A 16038-nucleotide genomic window follows, 5' to 3' on the forward strand; every position below is an offset into this window, starting at 1 on the left:
CAGCCCTTCACCGCCTCACCGGCCACCACACGAAACTGTCTGACCGTCCGATCCCAGCGATAACGTCCCGCAAGATCACACGCGGCCTTGCCCATCACCTCCCGGCGATGCGCGGACAGCGCAAGCGCACACCACGCCGCAGCGAACGAGGACTCACCACGAGCCAGGACACCCGTCTCACCGTCAACAACCGAGTCCCGCAGCCCAGGCACGTCAAACGCGATCGCCGGAGTCTCCCGAGCTGCCGCCTCAGTCACCACCAACCCCCACCCCTCCAGCGCAGAGGGATGCAGCAACAACCAGGCCGCACACAGCAGTTCGTGCTTCCGAGCCTCGGAGACATGCCCGGTGAACGACACCCCGGGCCCGGCAAGCCGCTTCAGCCGCTCACGCTCAGGACCGTCCCCGACGATCACCAGTCGCCCGCCGGTCACGGGACGTACCCGCTCCCACAACCGCAGCAACAGATCGATCCGCTTGTACTCGACCAACCGCCCCACCGCCACGAACAGCGGCTCCGGCGAGCGCTCAGCCCGAGGCCCCGGCTCCTCAACTCCGTTATGGACAACCCGGATCCGCTCCCGCTCGACCCCGATCCCGCGCAGCGCACACGCGGTCGAGGGAGACACCGCGACCAACAGCCCACGCCGCTGCGCCCCGGTCAGCGCCCAGTGTTCGAGTCTTCGCCCGATCCTCGCCGCCGGTGCCATCGGCCCCCCGAACCGCATCTTCCACAGGTCCGTGTGGACGTGGTTGACCAGGCACAGGGTCGGCCCGTGATGCCACATGGGCGCGAAGTACGGCATGCCGTTGCACACCTCGACCAACAGGTCGCAGTCACCGATCTGTTGGGCGAAGGCGGTACGGGCGTGCAGGAAATGACCGTACGCACCGCCCGCCGACACCACGCGATAGTCGCGGTAGGAGGCCGGGCCGCCGCACAACAGGGTCACCTGGTGGCCGAGTCGGGTGAGGCCGTCGGCGAGTCTGTCCACGAGGAGTTCGGAGCCGCCCGCCTGGGGATTGTCGAGGTCCCGGTGGGCGAGGAAGACGATCCGGCGCGGTTGCGGCACCGGCGCCGGGGGGTGCTGCGCGACTGGCGGAAACGGGGCGCGCAGCGAGTAGGGCACGTGCTGGGGCATGGGTGCTCCAACTCGTCTCAGGGTGCGGAACGTTGGCGGATCAGGGTGCGGAACTGTGGCGGATTGGGGTGCTGAACTCTGGCGGAACTCCCCGGGGTGGGGGCGGGCTGGGACGGGGCGCGGTGCGGAGTTCTGTGGGTGGGCTGTGCCGGGGTGGGGTTGGACAGTTTTCGCTCCGGCGTTCCCGACGGCTACTCACCCGCATGACAATTTCCGGGGTTATTAGAACTGACGTCACGTCACATCGTGGGTGGATACTCGGCTGAAGTGGTTGATTCCGGGCGCCGACGGCCGCGTAGCACCAAAACGCCACCCGCCACGGCGAGGACGAATCCGGCCACAGCGGCACCGATCGGCAACGACTGCCCCACCAGGCGCAGTTGGCCGCTCTCGCGCTTCGCCAGTTTCACCTGTTCGCGCTGCGTGGCGGGGGTGAACGCGAGCTTGTCGGCGTCCAGGAGGAGGACCGCGTCGTAGGCGTGGCCGGGGGCGCGCAGGGTGCGGCGGGGGCCGGTCCGGGCGTAGATCACCCGGCCGGTGCGCTGGTCGACGATCAGCTCGATGCCGTGGTTGGAGTACCACTCCTCGGCCAGGATCTGAGGGGACTTGGGCTGGTCGACGAGGCTGCCGGGGACCAGCCGGGTGCCGATCTTCGAGGGCGGGACCGTGCCCTTGAAGACGTAACCCGAGTAGCCCTGCACCTTCTTGGTCCCCGAGTAACGCAAAGTCACCGTCGCGCCAAGGGAGTTGTCCCACCACTGGTACGGCTGTTTCCGCACGTCGAACGGGAACTTCAGGAAGGCGTCGCCCTCGAAGTACGGGTTCTCGTGGCAGCAGTGCACCGGCTTGTTGGTCTTACGGTCCGTGACCCAGCGGTTGGGGAAGAACTCCAGCGCGTCGTGCGGATCGGCGGCCGGCAGCGACTTGTCGGTGTCGACGGTCGTGGTGACGTCCCAGACCGCGGCCCCGCTCTTCTCGCTGTCCGCGACCTCGCCGCGCACCTGCTGGGTCACGGTGATCCGCTGGTCGTCCACGGTCCGCAACTCGCCGGTGTCGAAGTAGCTTCCGGTGCCCCGGTAGACGGCGGTGGTGTCGATGTCGATCGGGGTCACGGCGGCCCGCGGCTCGACGTACCACGCCAGCATCGGCGCCAGGACCAGCAGAAACGTGCCAAGTCCCAGCAGGATCAAGGAAAATGGAGAGGTCGTACGGCGCATCCGGACACTCCAGTGAAGGTTGATGACGGAGTTCGGGCCGCTCTTGGGCCGGGAACCGTAGGCGCCCCTTGACGGAGTGTCAATGTCTGCCGACACTGGGCCGACGGGCAGGGGTGGGGCGCACGGACCTCAGGACAGAGAGGTTGACCCTGCGATGTCCAGACTGCTCGCCGCCGCACTCACCATGGCTTTGGCTGCCGTTCTTGCCATCGGAGCCGCGCTCGGCATCGTCGCGCTGCTCGACGCCGGACCCGAGCAGCCGAACACGCCCCTGGTCACGTACGAGCAAGCGGGCCAGGGGAGTTGACCCCGTGGCCGCTCGACCGGCGACCGCACGATCAGCGACCGCTCGCCCGGCGACCGTGACCGCGCGCTCGGCGTGGCACGACGTACCGCGCCCGAAAGTGCGGGAGTTCGCAGCGATCGCCATGGCCGAGGCGCCCGCGCTCGCCGAGGAGATCCTGCGCGAGATTCGCCGTGAGCACCCCCAACTGCCCCTGGTTCTTGACGACTCGGGTGAGCCCATGGCCCTGGTCGGCATCCGTCGTGCCATCGAGGTCTTCGTCCAGCACCTGGAGACCGCCGAGGGGCGTCCGACCGTACCGCCGGGCGTCTTCCAGGAGTTCGGGCGCGGCGAGGGACTGCACGGCCGCAGCCTCGACTCGCTCCAGGCGATCTACCGGATGGGCGTCCGGCTCGCCTGGCGCCGGCTGGCCGAGATCGGGCAGCGCGTCGAGATCCCGCCACCCGCGATGTACGAACTCGTCGACACGGGCTACGAGTATCTGGACGGGCTGGTCGACCAGTCCGTGCGCGGGTACGCCGAGGCCGCCGCCCGGCAGGCGGGGGAGCGGCTGCGTCTCCAGCGCCGGCTCATGGAACTCCTCCTCGCCGAGCACCACCGCGGCGACCCGGCCGAGGCCCTGGCCGAACGCGCCGCCCGCATCGGCTGGCCGGTGCCCGACAAGGTCGCCGTGGGTGTCCTGCTGCGGCCGGCCCGCGAGGCGGTCGCCCCCGCCGTGGGGCAGGAGGTGCTGCTCGACATGGAGTACGAGCAGCCCCGCATGGTCGTCCCCGAACCGGATGCCGCCGGACGGCCCGAGCTGCTGCACCGGGCGCTGACCGGCTGGTCCGGGGCGATCGGGCCGCCGGTGCCGCTGGCCGACGCGGTGAAGTCGGCGCGCTGGGCCGAGGCGGCCGTAGGGCTGATGGAGCGGGGGCTGTTGCCGGGCGGGGGTGTTCTGTACTGCACCGAGCACACGGAGGCGCTGGTCCTGCTGCAGCCGGAGGAGCTGATCGACGATCTCGCGCTGCGGTGTCTCGCGCCGCTTGAGCACTGCGGGCCGACGCACGGGCGGCGGCTCGCGGAGACCCTGCTGGCCTGGCTGGAGACGCGGGGCGGGGCGCCGGAGGTGGCCGCGCGGCTCGGTGTGCATCCGCAGACCGTGCGGTATCGCCTGCGGCAGATCCGGGAACTGTGGGGTGACGAGATCGACCACCCGGACCGTCGTTTCCAGCTCGAACTGGTACTGCGCGCCCAGCGGTTGCGTGGTGAACTGGGCGATCCCAGGGCCGGTCGGTAGTCATCGGCAGTCATCGGTAGTCACGTGGTCACGTGGTCACGCGACCATTGCCCGTGCAACCCTCTATGGCTAGCCTGTGTTCGTTATCCCGATCGTCAGTTGAAATTTCGAACACGACACTTAGAAGGGGGCCGGTTGTGGGACGACTCGTACCTGCCGTGACCCGGGCTCTCGATATTCTCGAGCTCTTCCTCGACGGGGACGGGACGCTCTCCGCCCCCGACATCGTGCGCAAGCTGCAGCTGCCGCGCACGACCGTGCACGAACTGGTCACCACCCTCGCCGCCCGGTCGTACATCGTGCCGGTGCCGGGACAACCCGGACGTTACCGGCTCGGGGTCCGTCCGTACCAGCTCGGGAGCCGATACGCCGAGCAGCTCGACCTCGCCGCTGAAGGGCAGCAGGTCGCCCGGTCCGTCGCCGAGACCTGCGACGAGACCGTGCACGTGGCGATCCTCGAAGGCACCGACGTCATCTACATCGCCAAGGTCGACTCCACGCACGCGGTGCGGATGGTGTCGGCGGCCGGGCGTCGGCTGCCCGCGCACTGCACGTCCGTGGGCAAGATGCTGCTGGCGTCGCTGCCGGAGCCGGAGCTGAGCGCGCGTATCCCCGCCGATGTGTCGTTGGCCGCGATGACGCCGAACAGCATTGTCGAGCCGGGGGCGCTGCGGGAGGCTCTTGCCGAGATCCGGGAGCGGGGGGTCGCGGTCGAGAGCCGTGAGTCGAACCCGGATGTGTCGTGTGTCGCTGCGCCGGTCCGGGACCGTACGGGGCAGGTTGTCGCCGCTCTCTCTATTTCCGTTCCGATGATTCGGTGGAGCGATGAGCGGCGGGTCGAGCTGGAGCAGCTTGCCGCGAAGGGTGCGGTCGAACTGTCGGAGCGGCTTGGGTATCGGAGTGTGGGATGACGTACGAGGTGGCGGTACGGGCCGAGGCGACGCTCGGGGAGGGGCCGACGTGGGATGCGGCGGCGGGGCGGTTGATCTGGATCGACATCCTCGGGTCCCGGGTGTACACGTACGACCCCTCGTCCGGCGTTCGTACGGTACGGGTGACCGATCAGCACGTGGGTGCGGCCAAGCCTCGGGCCGGGGGAGGGCTTGTTCTGAATCTCCGGGACGGGGTCGGGCTTGTCGATCCCGACGGGGGGTTTCGGTGGTTGCATCGGGAGCCTGTTGCCGGGCGGCGGGCCAATGACGCGGCCGTCGCGCCTGACGGGGCGTTGTGGGCGGGGACGATGCGGTACGACGAGGCGGCGTGCGGGGGGTCGTTGTCACGTGTCGCCGGGGATGGGTCTGTGCAGCTGATCCTTGATGACGTGGCCGTGAGCAACGGGGCGGGGTGGAGTCCGGACGGGCGGTTGATGTACTACATCGACTCGCCCACCCGTCGGATCGATGTGTTCGAGTATGTGGACGGGCGGGTGTCGAAGCGGCGGCGGTTCGCTGAGGTCGAGGTTGGGGCGGGGTTTCCTGATGGGCTGACTGTTGATGCCGATGGGTGTGTGTGGGTGGCGTTGTGGGGTGGGGGTGCGGTGCGGAGGTATACGCCGGACGGGGAGTTGGAGCGGGTTGTTTCGTTGCCGACCTCGCTGGTCACCGCGTGTGCGTTCGGGGGTGCGGATCTCACTGACCTGTATGTGACGACGGCTCGGGTGGGGCTCAAGTCGCCGCATCCTGTTGCCGGTTCGCTGTTGGTTGTGCCGGGGGCGGGGAAAGGGTTGGCGCAGGCTGCGTTTGCCGGGTGAGGTTCGGTTTTTGGGTGCGGGTCCGGTGGGGGCTGGTCGCGCAGTTCCCCGCGCCCCTTAAAAGCCTGTGCTCGCCGGTGTTGGAGAGGTGGTCGCGCCCGCGCGGCGGAGCCGCAGATTGATACAGCCCCGCGCCCCTTAAATACCTGCGCTTGCCTGTGTTGGAGAGCTGGGCGCGCTCGCTTAAAGACCTGCGTTCGCCGGTGCTGAAGAGCCGGGCCCGCCCGCGCGGCGGAGCCGCGCACTGATGCAGCCCCGCGCCCCTAAAAACGGCTCAGTCCCCTGAACTGCCCAGCTCAGCCAGTGTTTTTCGTTCCGCCGGTGTCAGGGGTGGGCCTGAAAGGGGAGGCAGAAGGGGGCCGTTGAGGGCCGCCAACAACGTGCCCGGGTGCAGCAGCGTGGACGCGTCCGCCTCCATGCTCGTGACCGTTGCCAACGCTGATGCCGCCGCGTATGAACCCGTCGCCGCCTTCAGCAGGCGGCGGGAGTAGCGCGTGATCAGGCGGTCCGCTGTCGTGGGGGCGGGGCCCTTTGTGTTGGGGTACCAGATGTCCTGGCCCACTGCCAGGGCCCAGGCGCCTTCCACCGAGGGGGTCAGTCCGCGTTGGACCTTGGTGGAGAGGGTGGGGGCGGTGAAGCCCTCTTCGTTCAGTTCGCGGGACAGGGTCTGGGCGCCGAGTGCCGCCACCGACATGCCTTGTCCGTAGGCCGGGTTGAAGGTGGCGAGGGCGTCTCCGAGGACGACCAGGCCGGCGGGCCAGTTCTGGACCTTCTCCAGGTAGCGGCGGGCGTTCCGCGTGCTGTGGCTGGTGTGGACGTCCGTCAGGGGTTCCGCGCCGGAGATCAGGCGGGCGAGGATGGGGTGGGGCAGGTCGCGCATGTACTGGGTGAAGCCGGCCGGGTCTGCGGGTGGTTCGGCGCCCCGCGTGCCGGCGAGGCTCACCATCCAGCGGTCGCCCTCTATGGGCAGGACCATTCCGGCGCGGCCGGGGAGGGACAGGTACGGGTTCGCCTGGAGGATGGTGAGGGGGAAGTGTTCTGCGCCCTCGGGGCGGCGGTAGATTCTTGTCGCGTTGACCAGGCCCGAGTCGACCGTGCGTTCCTCGATGCCGGTCACGCCCAGCTTCTCCAGCCAGTGGACTATGCGGGAGCCCCGGCCGCTCGCGTCCACCACGAAGTCGGCGTCAAGGTCCGTCTCTCCGGCGGGCGTTGAGATGCGGACGCCGGTGACTCCGCTGGTGGTTCCGAGTAGTTCCAGGGCTTGCGCCTTGCGGATCTCGGTCTTCGTCTCGGCCAGGACCGTCTCGCGGATCACCCAGTCCAGCAGGGCACGGCTACAGGTCAGCATCCGGGGACCCTCGTGCCGCCAGCGGCGCAGCCAGCCCTCCGGAGTCAGCGCCAGCATGCCCGAGTTGAGGGATATCTCGTGGGCGCCCGCGTCGAGCAGCCGCCCGCGCACGCTCACGCCGGGGACGAGGTCCTCCATCGCGGCCAGGCCGCCGGACATCAGCAGATGCGCGTGGCGCCCCTGCGGGAGACCCTTGCGGTGCTCCGGGCCGTCGGGCAGCTCGTCCCGGTCCAGCACGATCACCTCGTCCGCGTGGACGGACAACGCGGCCGCGGCCAGCAGGCCGGCCAGTCCGGCACCGATGACGACAGCTCTCCGCGACATGGGGCTCCTCAAGTCAGCCGGGAAACAGGGGTGTTGGGGCACGCAGCGGTCAACAGGGGCTGGGTCAACGGGGGGTGGCCCTCACCGTACCCCGCGGTATGGCCGCAGCGACACGGGACCTGGCCAGCGCCCGCGCCAACTCGACCAGCCCGCAGGTGTCGGAGACCTCCGTGGCGTAGAGCCGGTAGGTGCTCGGGGTGCCGAAGGGTTCCTCGCGGGCGGCGGCGCGGCGGGCGGCGTCGGCCACCATCGCCGCCTCGGCGACCACCCGGGCCTCGTGCGCGGAGCGGCCCTCGTGCAGGGCGGCCTCGCGGGTGCGTTCGCGCAGCCGGTCGTCGAAGTACGGGGCGAGGGCCAACAGGCTGTCGTGGATGGACACTTCACGCCAGTGCAGCCGCATCCGGGGCAGCTGCCACAGGGTGCTGGGCGGCTTCGGGGCGAGGGACGCGAAGCGGACCTCCGACCACAACGGACCGAGCCCGCGCAGATCGTCGAGGTAACGCCAGTGCGCGCGGGCCGTGGGCAGCAGCCGCGGCAGGGCGAAGCCCGCGGAACAGGTCAGGGCGGCCAGCGAGGCCATCGGCGGGGCGACACCGGTGGAGAGGAAGTCGAGGTCGTGACCGGTCCAACGGGCCGCCACCGCCGTGTACTTGGTGAGCTGGAAGCCGACCACGTCCAGCAGGGTGCCGACCAGGATCAGCCGCAGCCCCGTCCGCAGCAGGCCGGTGACCTCACGGGACCAGGTGACGCACACCGCGCACATGGCGAGGGTGGCCGCGCTGTGCCCGAGCAGGTAGAGCACGATCATCTCGCGCATGTAGGGCGTGTTGGCGTAGTACGTGTCGAGGTCGGTGAGCCGCTCGGTGCTCGGGTCGGCCAGCGCGAACAGCACGACGATGGCGACGATCAGCACGCCGTAGGCGGCCATGCCGCGCAGCACCATGCGGCGGATGCGGGCAGGGGAGCCGCCCCGCCACTGGAACAGCAGGACCAGCAGGGAGCAGCTGTACGCGGAGATCATGCCGTAGGTGAGCGGGGCGCCGAAGTTCGCGATGCCGGTCAGGCCGTTGACCGCGCTCAGGGTCGGCGGCGCCGCGCAGACCAGGCCCAGGGAGCCGAGGACGATCGCCGCACACGTGGAGACGGTCAGCGGGTCGAGCGGGGCGCGCGAGGGGCGGACCAGCAGGGCGGTGCAGGACAGCCCGAAGACGGCGGCGGCGAGATACACCATGAGGCTCATGCCCGCGAACTCCCTTCCGTCGTGCCGGTGCGGACCCGGGCCGCGGCGACGAGCGGGGACCGGGTGAGCGCGTCGGCGATGTGCGGGAGGAGGGCGGTGCCGGGGGCCCGGTCGGGGAGCCCGCCCGGTTCGTCGGCGGACGTGAGGTGCGGGTCGCCGTCCTCGTCCTCGGTGTCACGGCTGCGCTCCTCGGCCACGGCCGCGGCGACGACCGCCGCCCACGCGGTCGCCTCGGCCTCCTCCGGGTCGCCCGTCGTGCGCGCCGCGGCCTGCGACGTCCGCTCGTACAGGGCCCGGTCGAAGAACACGTCGAGGTGGCCGAGCGCGTTGTGGATGCTCGTCTGCCGCCACACCAGCCGGGTCGCGGGGGAGGACCAGCGCGGCCGGGGCAGCCGTAGCGCACGGCGGGTGAGGAGTTCGTCCAGCTCGTGCTCCAGCGGCTGGAGCCGGGCGTACGTGCGCCTGGCCTGCCACCACTGGGACAGTTGGGGGCCACCCAGCGGGATCAGCACCCCGATGACGATCAGCACCGCGCCCAGTCCGGCGGCGGCCGGCGAGACGGTCGTACCGAGCTTCGTCCAGTCCCGACCGCACCAACTGGCGATCACCGCCGCGAACTTGGTCAGGCTGTACCCCGCGCCGAACAGCGAGCCGACGCCCAGCGTGACCAGCCCCGCGCGGAGCCAGCCGTGCACCTGCCGGGCCCAGCGCAGCGACGACACCGTGGTGACACTGACGGCGGCGAGGTGCCCGGAGAGATACAGCACGATCATCTCGGTGATGAACGGCGTCTTCGCGTAGTAGGTGTCCAGGTCGGTGCGCCGCTCCACCGGGGTGTGGCCGAGCGTGAACATCACGGCGATACCGACCAGGACGAGGGTGTACGCCACGATCCAGCGGCGGGCGGTGCGGTGGACGTGCGGTCCGCCCCGCCAGTAGACGATCAGGACCTGGGAGGAGGCGCTGTACGCGGTGATCGACGCGTACGTCAGCGGGGCGGCGAGGTTCGTGATGCCGCTGAAGTGGTTGATCGCGCCGACGGTGGGCGGCGCCCCGAGGAAGAAACAGGCCCCGGCCAGGCCGAGGAGCACACAGATGACCCGGAGATAGGGGTCGCGCCAGTGACGTATCAGATCCGGGGCCTTCACCAGCAGACCCAGCCACAGCAGGCCGCAGCTCAGGTAGTTGATCGTGCCGCTCATTTTCTGGTCCCGCGATAGTTGAGAGCGGCTCCGATACGCCCGGCCAGCCCGGCCTGCGTACCGTCGTCCGCCACGGCGGGGTCGAGCGCGGAGTCCGAGGTCGCCGCGGCCTCCAGCCAGGGCCGCAGCCGTCCGCTCATCAACATGCCGAAGCGGTCCGCCTCCTGCTCGTCGGCGAGGCTGAAGTCGGTACGGGCGGCGACGGGCCGGGGGCTGCCGTCGGCGGTCGGCTCACGTGTGGCGTCGGCGGTGCGCTGGTGCATGTGCCACACCTCGTGGCAGAAGATCACGATCTGGTGCCAGGCGGCGGCCCGTTTGTCGATGACGATGACGTCGTAGGTGTCGCCCTCCAGCCACAGCCCGCTGGCAGTGTGCGGCGGGAACACCTCGCGGCGCACGACCACTTCACGCCCCCGCCAGCGCGTGACGGAGTCGACCAGCGCGTCGAACAGGGCCTCGGGCTCGGCGGGGACCGGAACGCGCAGGGGATCGATGAGGGCACCGGCGAACCGGCGCATCTCCTTCTTCGTGCGCACCGCTGCAATATGCCAGGACATACGTCGACTCAGCCACCCGCCGGGTTCGCGTGCGCGGTACCGGCCGGTTCCGTCGCGCCGGTCCCCGTCCCGCCGCCCCGCACCGTCGCGCGCACCGCGTCGATCGCGTCGCGCCGGCGCAGGGCCCGGGAGAGGGGGCCGATCTCCTGGAGGAGGTCGGCGGTGTCGGGGTGGCCGGCACCGTGGAGCGCGGGGCGGCCGGCGGAGTCGACGGCGTTCAGGATCGCCACCGCCGCCGCGAGCGCCTTCGCCCGGCGCGGTGTGCAGCCGAGGGCGAGGGCGGCGCGCTGGGCGCGGCAGCGGAGGTCCTCGTCGAGGTGGCGGGCGAGCGGGAGGAGCACGTCGCGGATGTACGTCTCCCGCCGGGTCAGCCGCAGTTCGGGTGCGGCGAACAGCAGGAACGGGACGCCGCCCTCGCCGTCGACGGTGCGCATCAGGACGTAGAGCGGACGCAGTCGGTGGTGGGCGAGGCGGACGCGCAGGCGGTCGTGCAGGTACTGGCCGGTGTGCGGCAGGATGAAACCGACGGCCGTCAGGACGGCGGCGAGGCAGGCCGCGCACGGGGCGATGTCCGTGCTGAGCGTGTCGAGATCGTGGCCGGTCCAACGGGCCACCACCGCCGTGAGTTTGGCGAGATCGAACACGAGGTCCAGCACGTAACCGGCGCCCAGGGACGTCAGTCCCCAGCGCAGCCAGCCGTGCAGCCCGTCCGCGCGCACCCAGTTCCAGATGAGCCGCACGGTGATCAGTACGGCCACGGTGTGCGCGAGCAGGTAGAGCAGGATCTCCTCGCGCATGAATGGCGTGTTGGCGTAGTACGTGTCCAGGTCCCGCACCCGCTCCACGGGCACGTCGGCGAGGGCGAACAGCACCCACAGCGCCACGATCACACCCGAGTACACGGAGATGACCCACCGTCTGGCACGCCGGGTCGCGTTCGAACGGTCGGACAGCCCGTCGCGCCAGGCGACAAGGAGCAGTAACCCGGCCCCGCTGTACGCCATGAGCAGCGAATACACCCACGGCGCCGAGAAGTTGGGCATACCGGTGACCCGGTTCGTCCAGCCGATGACCGACGGCGTCACGGACACGAACAGCGCGCAGGCCAGCAGCAACAGCCCGCCGACCGCCCGTAACAGCGGCTCCCGCCACAGCCGGATGACGGCCGGCAGCTTCAGCGCGAGGGCGGCGGCGAGGACCCCGGTGGGGATCCACGCGAAGGACCCGTACAGCTCGCCGAGAAAGGTCGTCACCACGTCGTACGCTCCCCCCTTCCCACCGCCCGCCGCACAAGCCGGTCCGAGGTTACGCGCCCACAACTGCCAACGTCATGTCGTCCGGTGGCCGTTGTGGGACCGGGAACGACCGCTGTGTCCGGAAATCGCCCCCGTGAATGAACTGTGCACTGTGTTCAACCCATTGACGCGCAAGCGCTTCGATTTTACGGTCCCGTTCGAAGTTGCGAGCAGCATTCGATATCTCGAACACGACAGGATCTCTACAGCAAGGACAGGCAATGGGACGACCTGACCTGAATCGCAGGCACCTACTGGCCACGGCGGGCGGCCTGGCGGTCGCGGGCAGCCTCGCCTTCGCCGCTCTCGGCACCGGCGCCGACGCGCTCGCCTCCGGCGCGGACACCCGGGTGCGCTACTGGAACCTCTTCAGCGGCGGCGACGGCGCCAACATGATCGCGATGCTGGACGCCTTCCGGAAGGAACACCCCGGCATCGACGTCAAGGACTCCACCCTCCAGTGGGGCAACCCCTTCTACACCAAGCTCGCCATGGCCGCGGCGGGCAATCACGCACCGGAGCTCGGCGTCATGCACATGGGCCGCGTCGCGGGCTTCTCACCGGGCCGGCTCCTCGACCCCTGGGACGAGGACCTCCTCGCCAAGTACGGCGTACGCAAGGCCGATTACAACCCGGCGCTGTGGAACCGCGGTGTCATCGACGGCAAGTTGTACGCCCTGCCGCTCGACGTCCACGTACAGCTCTGCTTCTACCGCAAGGACGTCCTGAAGAAGGCGGACCTGCTCGGCGACGACGGCCGGATGATCCAAGTCACCTCCACCGACGACTGGTTCGACGTCCTGAAGAAGGCCAAGACGGTCCAGAAGAAGGGCCTCCAGACCATCGGCCTGTGGACCAACGACCAGAACTTCCAGTGGTGGTTCTTCGTCGCCTTCTACACCCAGCTCGGCGGCACGTGGTTCGACGACGGCGACACCGAAGTCCTCTTCGACGTCGACAAGGCGACCCAGGTCCTGGAGTTCTTCCGCAAGCACGTCACCGACGGATACGTCATCCCGGGCGCACCGACCGGCGAACAGTTCATCAACGGCGCCCCCTTCACCTGGGAGGGCAACTGGTCGGTGCCGGTCTTCTCCGGGGCGAAGCTGGACTACGGCGCGACCCCGCTGCCGCCCGTCTTCGGCAAGCAGGCAACGCACGCCGAGTCGCACTCCTTCGTCCTGCCGCACCAGGCGGGCCGCGGCGGCGCCACCAACGAGACCGCGCACGAACTGGCCGCGTACGTCGTCACCCACGCCGTGCAGTGGGCGGCCGGCGGCCACATCCCCGCGTACACACCGACGCTCTCCACGGCCGCGTACAAGAAGCTAACCCCGCAGAACGAGTACGTCTCCGCGATGTACCACCAGGCCACCGAGCCGAAGGTGTGGTTCGCGGGCTCCACCGGCGTCCTCGCCCAGGACCTCGGCCCCCTCGTCGTCTCCTCGACGATGGGCTCCGCCAAACCGGCCGCCGTAGCGCGGACGATGAAGAACCACCTCACCAGACTCCTCGCCTCGAAGAACCCGATGGACGGCAGGACCGCAGCACAGGGAGGTGCAGCCGCATGACGACCAGTGCCGAGACCGTCATCGCACCGGCGCGGACGAGGACCGCCACCGCGACCGCCACCGCGACCGTCCGCCGCAACCAGGGCTTCCAGCACGGGGGCTGGTTCGTCGCCCCGTTCCTGGCGCTCTTCGCCCTGTTCGTCGTCTGGCCGCTGCTGCGCGGCGTCTACCTCAGCCTCACGGACGCCAACATCTCCGGCGACGGCGCGAACTTCATCGGCCTCGACAACTACCGCGAGGCCCTGCACGACCGGGCGATGTGGGACGCGCTCGGCCACAGCGCGTACTTCACCCTCCTCGTCGTACCGTGCATCACCGTCCTCGCCTTCCTGCTCGCGATGCTCGCGCACCACATCGAACGCGGGAAGTGGCTGTGGCGGCTGTGCTTCTTCGCGCCGTTCCTGCTGCCGTCGACGGTCGCGGGCAACATGTGGCAATGGCTGTTCACCCAGGGAATCGGCCTGTTCAACGAGACCTTCGGACTCACCACACCCTGGCTGACCGACAAGTCCTACGCGATGCTCGCCATCGTCATCGAGACCCTCTGGTGGACGGTCGGCTTCAGCTTCCTCCTCTACCTCGCCGCGCTCCAGGGCATCCCCGACCACCTCTACGAGGCCGCCAAGCTCGACGGCGCGAACGCCTGGCACCGCACGGTCCACATCACGCTGCCGATGCTGCGCCACATCACCGGCCTGGTGATCGCGCTCCAGGCACTCGCCTCGCTCCAGCTCTTCGACCAGGCCGTCGTGATGATGGACTTCGGCCCCGGACCCGAGCTGAGCACCCGCTCCTTCGTCCAGTACACCCTCGAACAGGGCTTCACCAGCTACCGCGTGGGCTACGCCTCCGCGATGTCCGTCATCTTCTTCGTGATCATCGCCGCCGTGGCCCTCGCCCGGATGGCACTGCTGCGCAACCGTGAGGAGGGCACCCGATGAGCACGACCCAACTCCGCCTCAAGCCCCTACGGACCAAGCCCCGCAAGCCCTGGACACCCAGCCAGATCGTCCTCACCCTCCTCGGCATCGCAGTCTCCGCCCTCTTCGTCGCGCCGATCGCCGCGGCCCTGTTCACCTCGCTCAAGTCCGAGGCCGAGGCCGCCGAGATCCCACCGCACTGGCTGCCCGAGGTCTGGACGGCCCAGGCCTGGAAGGCCCTCTGGAAGACCGGCAACATCACGAACTGGTTCGTCAACTCCCTCGTCGTGTCGATCCTCGTGACGGCCATCGTGGTCACGGTCGCCGCCCTCGCCGGATACGGCTTCGCCCGCACCGAGTTCAAGGGCAAGACCGTCCTGATGGGCATGGTGATGGCGGGCCTGATGATCTCCCCGGCCGTCCTCGGCGTGCCCCTCTTCACCACCGTCCAGCAGATGGGGATGGTCGACACCTACTGGGGCATGATCCTGCCGCAGTGCGCGCCCGCCGCGATGGTCTACATCCTCTACAAGTTCTTCCAGGGCATCCCCCGCGAACTGGAGGAGGCCGCCTTCATCGACGGCGCCGGCCGCTGGCGGATCTTCTTCACCATCGTCGTCCCCCTCTCCCGGCCCTCCCTCGCGGCGGTCGGCATCTTCACCTTCATCGCCTCGTGGAACAACTTCCTGTGGCCGTACATGGTGACCAACAACCCCGACCTGATGACCATGCCGAACGGCATCGCGACCGTCATGAACTCCTACGGCATCCAGTGGGCCCAGCTCATGGCCGGCGGTCTCATGGCGGGCCTGCCGCTGATCATCGTCTTCGTCTTCTTCCAGCGCCAGATCGTCGCGGGCGTGGCCCACACCGGATTGGCGGGACAGTGACCATACGAAGAGGTCTTGCCGGGGCGGTGCTGGCGGCCGCTCTGGCCCTGCTGCCCAACACGGCCCAGGCAGCGCAGAGTTACCCCGACCCACAGCCCATCACCGGCCAGCAGATCATCCACGACCCCACGGTCATCGCCCTCAAGTCCGGTGGCTACGTGGCCTATTCGACCGGCGGCATCATCGGCGCCCGCACCTCCAAGAACCGCGTCCAGTGGGACGACGCGGGCAACGCCTTCGCCACGCCCCCGAGTTGGTGGTACGACTACAACTCGACCGGCGACCCCTGGGCCCCCGACCTCTCCTACCGGGACGGCCGCTACTGGCTCTACTACGCCGTCTCCTCCTGGGGCACCAACCACTCCGCGATAGGCGTGGCGACGTCCCCCACCGGCCTCCCCGACACCTGGACCGACCAGGGCAAGGCCTTCACCTCGGAGACGACGGACGCCTGGAACGCCATAGACCCGGCGCTCATCAGCGCGGACGGCAAACTCTGGATGGCGTTCGGCTCGTACTGGACGGGCATCCGCCTGGTCGAACTCAACCCCACGACGGGCAAGGCGATCCCCGGCGCAACGGTCGCCCAACTGGCGACCCGCCCGGACGCGCCGTATGCGGTGGAGGGCGCGTATGTGCTGAAGCACGGCGCCTACTACTACCTCTTCGCGTCGTACGACGCGTGCTGCGCGGGTGTGAACTCCACGTACAAGATCCGGGTCGGCCGCTCGACGTCGATCACGGGCCCATACGCGGACAGCACGGGCAAGTCGATGCTGGCGGGCGGCGGAGACCTACTACTGGCCGGCCACGGCCGCTACATAGGCCCAGGCGGACAATCCATCTTCCAAGACAAAGGTAAGGATGTCTTGGCATACCACTACTACGACGGAGACGATAACGGCACACCGAAGCTGGGGCTGAACACCCTCAGCTGGACAAACACCGGCTGGCCAGTCGTCCTTTAGGGGCGCGGGGCTGTATCGATATGCGGCTCCG

At 69.4% G+C, this 16038-nt stretch carries 15 protein-coding genes; 8 read left to right on the forward strand and 7 right to left on the reverse strand.

Annotation, left to right across the window (positions count from 1 at the left end; all coding sequences use genetic code 11):
• Positions 1 to 1142, reverse strand: a 1142-nt coding sequence (locus SPR02S_RS27685; protein ID WP_019060267.1) for a glycosyltransferase family 4 protein, incomplete at its 3' end; no start/stop codon positions are given.
• A gap of 239 nt (positions 1143 to 1381) precedes the next feature.
• Complete coding sequence (gene pgfA / locus SPR02S_RS27690; RefSeq protein ID WP_026150918.1) at positions 1382 to 2359, reverse strand: cell envelope lipid trafficking protein PgfA; 978 nt, start codon at positions 2357 to 2359, stop codon at positions 1382 to 1384.
• Positions 2360 to 2513: 154 nt separating this feature from the next.
• Here pgfA and SPR02S_RS64030 point away from each other — a divergent pair, with 154 nt between their 5' ends.
• From SPR02S_RS64030 to SPR02S_RS27710, 4 genes are all read left to right on the forward strand, one after another.
• The gene (locus SPR02S_RS64030) at positions 2514 to 2666 is read left to right on the forward strand and encodes a hypothetical protein (protein WP_019060269.1); all 153 of its coding nucleotides are present in this window, start codon (positions 2514 to 2516) and stop codon (positions 2664 to 2666) included.
• Between the two features lie 4 nt (positions 2667 to 2670).
• Positions 2671 to 3942, forward strand: a complete 1272-nt coding sequence (locus SPR02S_RS27700; RefSeq protein WP_052347062.1) for a PucR family transcriptional regulator — start codon at positions 2671 to 2673, stop codon at positions 3940 to 3942.
• A 137-nt stretch (positions 3943 to 4079) separates the two neighbouring features.
• The gene (locus SPR02S_RS27705; RefSeq protein ID WP_026150919.1) at positions 4080 to 4853 is read left to right on the forward strand and encodes an IclR family transcriptional regulator; all 774 of its coding nucleotides are present in this window, start codon (positions 4080 to 4082) and stop codon (positions 4851 to 4853) included.
• Positions 4850 to 5692, forward strand: a complete 843-nt coding sequence (locus SPR02S_RS27710) for an SMP-30/gluconolactonase/LRE family protein (RefSeq protein ID WP_019060272.1) — start codon at positions 4850 to 4852, stop codon at positions 5690 to 5692. The genes SPR02S_RS27705 and SPR02S_RS27710 overlap by 4 nt, the downstream gene beginning before the upstream one ends.
• A gap of 274 nt (positions 5693 to 5966) precedes the next feature.
• On the opposite strand, the gene SPR02S_RS27715 is transcribed toward SPR02S_RS27710, so the two are convergent.
• The 5 genes from SPR02S_RS27715 to SPR02S_RS27735 form a co-directional block, all read right to left on the reverse strand.
• On the reverse strand, positions 5967 to 7364 hold the full coding sequence (locus SPR02S_RS27715) for an FAD-dependent monooxygenase (RefSeq protein ID WP_019060273.1): 1398 nt from the start codon (positions 7362 to 7364) through the stop codon (positions 5967 to 5969).
• Between the two features lie 64 nt (positions 7365 to 7428).
• A complete protein-coding gene (locus SPR02S_RS27720; protein WP_019060274.1) occupies positions 7429 to 8604 on the reverse strand; it encodes an MAB_1171c family putative transporter in 1176 nt (391 codons plus the stop codon).
• The gene (locus SPR02S_RS27725) at positions 8601 to 9806 is read right to left on the reverse strand and encodes an MAB_1171c family putative transporter (RefSeq protein WP_019060275.1); all 1206 of its coding nucleotides are present in this window, start codon (positions 9804 to 9806) and stop codon (positions 8601 to 8603) included. Before SPR02S_RS27725 ends, SPR02S_RS27720 begins: the two co-directional genes overlap by 4 nt.
• On the reverse strand, positions 9803 to 10342 hold the full coding sequence (locus SPR02S_RS27730) for a hypothetical protein (RefSeq protein ID WP_019060276.1): 540 nt from the start codon (positions 10340 to 10342) through the stop codon (positions 9803 to 9805). Before SPR02S_RS27730 ends, SPR02S_RS27725 begins: the two co-directional genes overlap by 4 nt.
• 29 nt (positions 10343 to 10371) lie before the next feature.
• Positions 10372 to 11619 carry a DUF6545 domain-containing protein gene (locus SPR02S_RS27735; protein ID WP_019060277.1) on the reverse strand — a complete coding sequence of 416 codons (1248 nt, stop codon included), beginning with the start codon at positions 11617 to 11619 and terminating at the stop codon, positions 10372 to 10374.
• A 260-nt stretch (positions 11620 to 11879) separates the two neighbouring features.
• Between SPR02S_RS27735 and SPR02S_RS27740 the strand changes: the two genes are divergently transcribed.
• The 4 genes from SPR02S_RS27740 to SPR02S_RS27755 are packed head-to-tail and all read left to right on the forward strand — an operon-like array spanning position 11880 to position 16007.
• Entirely contained in the window at positions 11880 to 13229 is a 1350-nt protein-coding gene (locus tag SPR02S_RS27740; protein WP_019060278.1) for an extracellular solute-binding protein, read from the forward strand.
• Positions 13226 to 14170, forward strand: coding sequence for a carbohydrate ABC transporter permease (locus SPR02S_RS27745; protein WP_019060279.1), 945 nt, complete (start codon positions 13226 to 13228; stop codon positions 14168 to 14170). The genes SPR02S_RS27740 and SPR02S_RS27745 overlap by 4 nt, the downstream gene beginning before the upstream one ends.
• Entirely contained in the window at positions 14167 to 15039 is an 873-nt protein-coding gene (locus SPR02S_RS27750) for a carbohydrate ABC transporter permease (protein WP_019060280.1), read from the forward strand. Before SPR02S_RS27745 ends, SPR02S_RS27750 begins: the two co-directional genes overlap by 4 nt.
• Positions 15036 to 16007 carry an arabinan endo-1,5-alpha-L-arabinosidase gene (locus SPR02S_RS27755; RefSeq protein ID WP_026150920.1) on the forward strand — a complete coding sequence of 324 codons (972 nt, stop codon included), beginning with the start codon at positions 15036 to 15038 and terminating at the stop codon, positions 16005 to 16007. Before SPR02S_RS27750 ends, SPR02S_RS27755 begins: the two co-directional genes overlap by 4 nt.
• Positions 16008 to 16038 lie beyond the last annotated feature (31 nt).

Source organism: Streptomyces prunicolor NBRC 13075 (assembly GCF_000367365.1).
In the GTDB taxonomy this organism is placed as follows: Bacteria; Actinomycetota; Actinomycetes; order Streptomycetales; family Streptomycetaceae; genus Streptomyces; species Streptomyces prunicolor.